We start from the raw sequence: 395 nt of genomic DNA on the forward strand, positions 1-395 counted from the left end.
AAGGCGGGGGTCACAGGTTCGATTCCTGTCTGACCCACCATTCATTCCTTGGAATAGATGGTTGGAAAGCTCTGTCAAAGAGCGACCAGTTTGATTTTGATTGCAAGAAAGTAAGCGGTAATTGGGGGCTTAGCTCATCTGGTAGAGCACCTGCTTTGCAAGCAGGGGGTGAACGGTTCGAGTCCGTTAGCCTCCACCATTCCTTTTAGGATGGTGATAAGAAATAAAGCAGAAAATAGAAATAAACCATTGTCTCAAGAGAGATTTATTGCTTGAGACGGTTATTTATTTCTGGTTTCTAAAATCAGCAAGACGTATCTTTGATCTTTAAAAAAATAGAAGAAGTAATACTCAAATTTAGAAATAAATAAGGGTAGATTGTATCAAAATCGATT

The 395-nt window shown here is 39.2% G+C and carries 1 tRNA gene; it reads left to right on the top strand.

Annotated features, from left to right (window positions below):
• Positions 1-123 precede the first annotated feature (123 nt).
• Positions 124-199: transfer RNA gene (locus ACFQNF_RS20815), tRNA-Ala, on the top strand.
• Positions 200-395 lie beyond the last annotated feature (196 nt).

Source organism: Iodobacter arcticus (genome assembly GCF_042664895.1).
Taxonomy (GTDB): domain Bacteria; phylum Pseudomonadota; class Gammaproteobacteria; order Burkholderiales; family Chitinibacteraceae; genus Iodobacter; species Iodobacter arcticus.